This window comes from Limosilactobacillus difficilis (genome assembly GCF_947387495.1).
GTDB classification, from domain to species: domain Bacteria; phylum Bacillota; class Bacilli; order Lactobacillales; family Lactobacillaceae; genus Limosilactobacillus; species Limosilactobacillus difficilis.
Genome location: NZ_CANDNU010000071.1, coordinates 1 through 4,140, shown reverse-complemented (window position 1 = coordinate 4,140; position 4,140 = coordinate 1). Strand labels below are relative to the sequence as shown.

Here is a 4,140-nt window from a genome sequence, read left to right as displayed (position 1 = left end):
CTCATCAACCAATAATTAATTGGTCAGTGCTATTTATTTCAGCTTAGTGGCTAACTTATTCTTGAAATTTAGAAAATTCTCAGTACTAAAAAAGGTCTGAAAAAATACCACGATTTCCGTCACTTTTTGCAAAAAATCCCGGGAGAGCCCATTGCTACGTCGTTTGCGGAGTGACGAAAAGTGACGAAAAATATCACTAGTGACGAAACTAGAGGGGATGATCTACCAAACCCGCAAAGACCCCAAGAGCAACCGCCAAGCTCAACGCCAAATCATCCCCAAAGCTTGACATCATCGACGCAATCAACGGCACCCGCAAGGGTAAGCGTCAAATTTGGTTCTTGCCGGGATATAACAAAAAAGTAAATGCCAATCGATCACGTCGACGCTTTCGAGGTTCGACACCAAGCTGGTTCTCAGCTTCTTTGAGTTGTAAATCGAGATTATTCATTGCGCTCATAGGAATCCTCCTTAACTTCGTTAATTTGCAACTGTTGAACATCCTTGCCAGGTGCGATCACCATCAAGTGATGCGGTTTACCGAGCAGTAAACGTAGCAGTCGTTCACGGATCGTGACGTTGTGCATGCTGACGACGCCATCTTGGCGGGGAGGCTTGGTAACACTGATTGATACTTTGTTAGCCATTCTTGCTAGCTCCTTTCATTAAGTTAGGTGAGCCATTTCTCACACCTATTTGCCAGGAGCAGAAAAAAAGTGAACCATATCTGGCTCACTTTTACGAAAATTATTCTTTTTTGTTATGGCAGATTGCAAGAAATAACTTGAACGAATTTAATGACGTAAATTAAGCAAGAAGATCTCAATTGGTGTATGCCAATTAAGACATTTAAGTGGCTGTGAATTCAGATACCAATTGATTTGAACCAGCTGGCGATCGCTCAGCTCTTCAATAGCTTGTCCCTTGGAAATAAACCGTCGCAAAACTCGATTACTGTTCTCATTACTACCGCGTTCATGTGGTGAATAAGCATGGGCAAAATAAACCGGAGTACCAGTTCGCTGCTCAATTGCCTGGTAGTTAGCGAACTCTTTACCATGATCTACGGTAAGCGCCTTGAGCTTGTCTTGAAGTTGACTAGCTAGTTCAAGTACGGCCTGAGTCATGGACTGACTGTCGCGACCATGGAGCCGTTTAACAATTGTCAGGCGACTCTTACGCTCCACAAAAGTAGCCACAGCTTGACCTTTACGTTTGCCAGAAAGTACGGTATCAGCTTCAAAGTGGCCGAATTCCTGGCGAGTTTCGACTTTATGAGGACGCTCCTCAATTGAGCGGCCGTGACTGAACGTACCACGCTTTTCTTTAGCACGATGGCGACGAATTCCATGATCAGGCAAATCGGGTAGCTGTACATCAAACCATCCTTGATCAATCCAGTTATAGACCGTCTTGTAGGCAATCCCCACCACATGGGCAACTTGTTCAGGGGACCACTTCTGGACTTGAATCTTTTCCTCGACCAAGTGTTTAAGGTTTTTAGTGAGCGAAGACTTCCGCCCCCGTTGACTAACCTTGCGTTCAAAGTCAGTTTGTGCTAGCTCAGCCTGGTACTCACTATTTAGCCGGTGAAGTTCGTTAAAGACTGTGGTTTTACTAAAGCCTAAGTAATTAGCGATGTATCGTAAGGAACGTCCTTCATTATGAAGCGTTTCAATGACAATGCGGTTCTGGAATGATAAAATAGTGGTGCCCATTAAGGTCCTTCTTTCTAATGGAATGTTGAGGTAACACCATTAAAGACCTTGATGGGTTTTTCTGTCCACTTAAATGTTCAACTTAAATTTTACAATCTGCCACAAAAATGAGCGAAAAACTTTTCAATTATAACCAAATCATCAAATTTGTTAAAACTATTAACAACTATATTGATTGATAATGATACCTTTTACGTAAATGTAAGGGGTGTTTTTAGTTAAAGATATCCTATTTTTGTCAAAAATTTACTTATCACTTTTGGAAAATACTATGGTAATTCTCTTGTTGACTTATATCTTGATTAGCTAATAAATATGGAAAATACGCAATAATTTAATATGACGTAAATTGAATGTTTGTTTAGTATTTTAAAATTTATTACAAAAATATAGTAATATTTGATGGCTTATCGAATGGTCAGTTAAAGGGAATAATTATTGCCTTTTATGAACAAATATTTAAATCTAGTTCAATATTCATTTCTATAGTAACCTATTTAATTGCAAAAGAAATTACTTGAGGAGTAATACTGTTGAATAAGTTATCTACAAAGAATCATTACAAGCTGTATAAGTCTGGTAAACAATGGATTACAGCTTTAGTCATCGCCACTACTCTTGGAATAACTGCGGTAACTACAACTGCACATGCTAAAGATAATCCAGCTACCACAAACGAACAATCTGAATTGGTTAAGAGTGTACCTACTAAAACGGACGATGTATCAAAGCCAAACAATTTGGTTTATCAAACAGAAAATTCTACCAATCAATCATCAATGACAAAAAAAGATGTTAAGAATGAGGAACAGTCTGCAAAGGTGACGACTACATTCGATAATGATCAGCAGCTTCATAAATTATTTACCAGTGATACTGATATTAATACTGTTAAGCAATTACTTGGGCCAGCAACTATTTTTCATATTTTTTCTGATCAAACTGAAATAAGCGCTGACACTAACGGTAATATAGCAACTAAAGCATTGTTGAATGGTCCTGAGTTTGGTACGCGTGGTGAATCACAAAACCACACAACACGTGATGTTTATTACATTGGAAGCATCGCTCAAATCGGTGCAAATGCATTTCGGACTGGGAATAACTATGTTGTCCTTGGCGATGATTCAAATGTAAAATTTAATGGCGATCAGGTATTTATTAACGGCAATCGCCTAGATCATTTGAAAAAAGCTGATGTGCATGTGATTAAGGGGTATCTTGATATTGATAACGAACTTGATTCGTTAAGGAATACTTCGGGAATACTAGCTTCTCTTCCAAACGATTCCAAAGTAATTGTTGATTTTGGAGATATGAACAATCGCTTTATCGATATTAGCCAAGTTGACCAAGGAACTGATAATTTAGTTATTATTAATATTGACGCTAGTTTATTAGAACAATCGCAACCAATTACAATTAAGGGACTTAGCAGTAATCGTGATGGTGCAGCAGTAATTCTTAACGTTCGTGGCGCAAAGGAAACTATAAATTGGCAAACACAAACTAAACTTGTTTATGATGATGGGACACAAGTAGGTCCTGGAGAAAGCCATAATAAGCCAAACCATGTTTTATGGAATTTTGGCAACGCAACACAGTACATTAATATTAATAGTGGTTATTTGATGGGAAGTGTACTTGCTCCTAATAGTGAAATAACTGCTAATGTAAATGCTGACGGAAACTTGATTGGTAAAAAAGTTAACATTAAGGGCGGCGAGTCTCACCGTTGGGATTTTTGGGCACCAGAATTCGTAACACCCGTTTTTCCACATGGAAATAATGATTTTGTTTACTCACCACATAATGGCCAGTCAACAACACCCAAACATAAGATACCTAAACATAAGATACCCACACAGGGAAAGCCAACGACCCCGGGTAAGGCAACAACCCCAATTAAGCCAACGACCCCGGGTAAGGCAACAACTCCTGGTAAGCCAACGACCCCGGGTAAGGCAACAACTCCCGGTAAGCCAACGACCCCAGGCAAGGCAACAACCCCGGTTAAGCCAACGACCCCAGGCAAGGCAACAACTCCGGTTAAACCAACGACCCCAGGCAAGGCAACAACTCCGGTTAAGCCAACGACCCCGGGTAAGGCAACAACTCCGGTTAAGCCAACGACCCCAGGCAAGGCAACAACTCCAGTGCAACCAACGGACCCAAGTAAACCGACAAGCCCAGTACAGCCAAGTACTCCGGTAGTGTCAACAACGCCAAAGACGAGTATTCCGGTAGTGCCGACAACGCCAAAGCCAAGTACTCCGGTAGTGCCGACAACGCCGAAGACGAGTACGCCAAAGGTACCGACACCGCAACCAAGTAATCCGACAGTAACAACGCCGAAGACGAGTACGCCAAAGGTACCGACACCGCAACCAAGTAATCCGACAGTAACAACGCCGAAGACGAG

At 40.9% G+C, this 4,140-nt stretch carries 3 protein-coding genes; 1 reads left to right on the top strand and 2 read right to left on the bottom strand.

Annotated features, from left to right (window positions below; all coding sequences use genetic code 11):
• Window positions 1–443 precede the first annotated feature (443 nt).
• Both QOR82_RS08810 and QOR82_RS08805 read right to left on the bottom strand, forming a co-directional pair.
• The gene (locus QOR82_RS08810; protein WP_283584374.1) at window positions 444–647 is read right to left on the bottom strand and encodes a hypothetical protein; all 204 of its coding nucleotides are present in this window, start codon (window positions 645–647) and stop codon (window positions 444–446) included.
• Window positions 648–794: 147 nt separating this feature from the next.
• Window positions 795–1,718: an IS30 family transposase gene (locus QOR82_RS08805; RefSeq protein WP_283584373.1), complete on the bottom strand. Its 924-nt coding sequence runs from the start codon at window positions 1,716–1,718 to the stop codon at window positions 795–797.
• A gap of 533 nt (window positions 1,719–2,251) precedes the next feature.
• Between QOR82_RS08805 and QOR82_RS08800 the strand changes: the two genes are divergently transcribed.
• Window positions 2,252–4,140, top strand: a 1,889-nt coding sequence (locus tag QOR82_RS08800) for a collagen-binding domain-containing protein (protein ID WP_283584372.1), incomplete at its 3' end; no start/stop codon positions are given.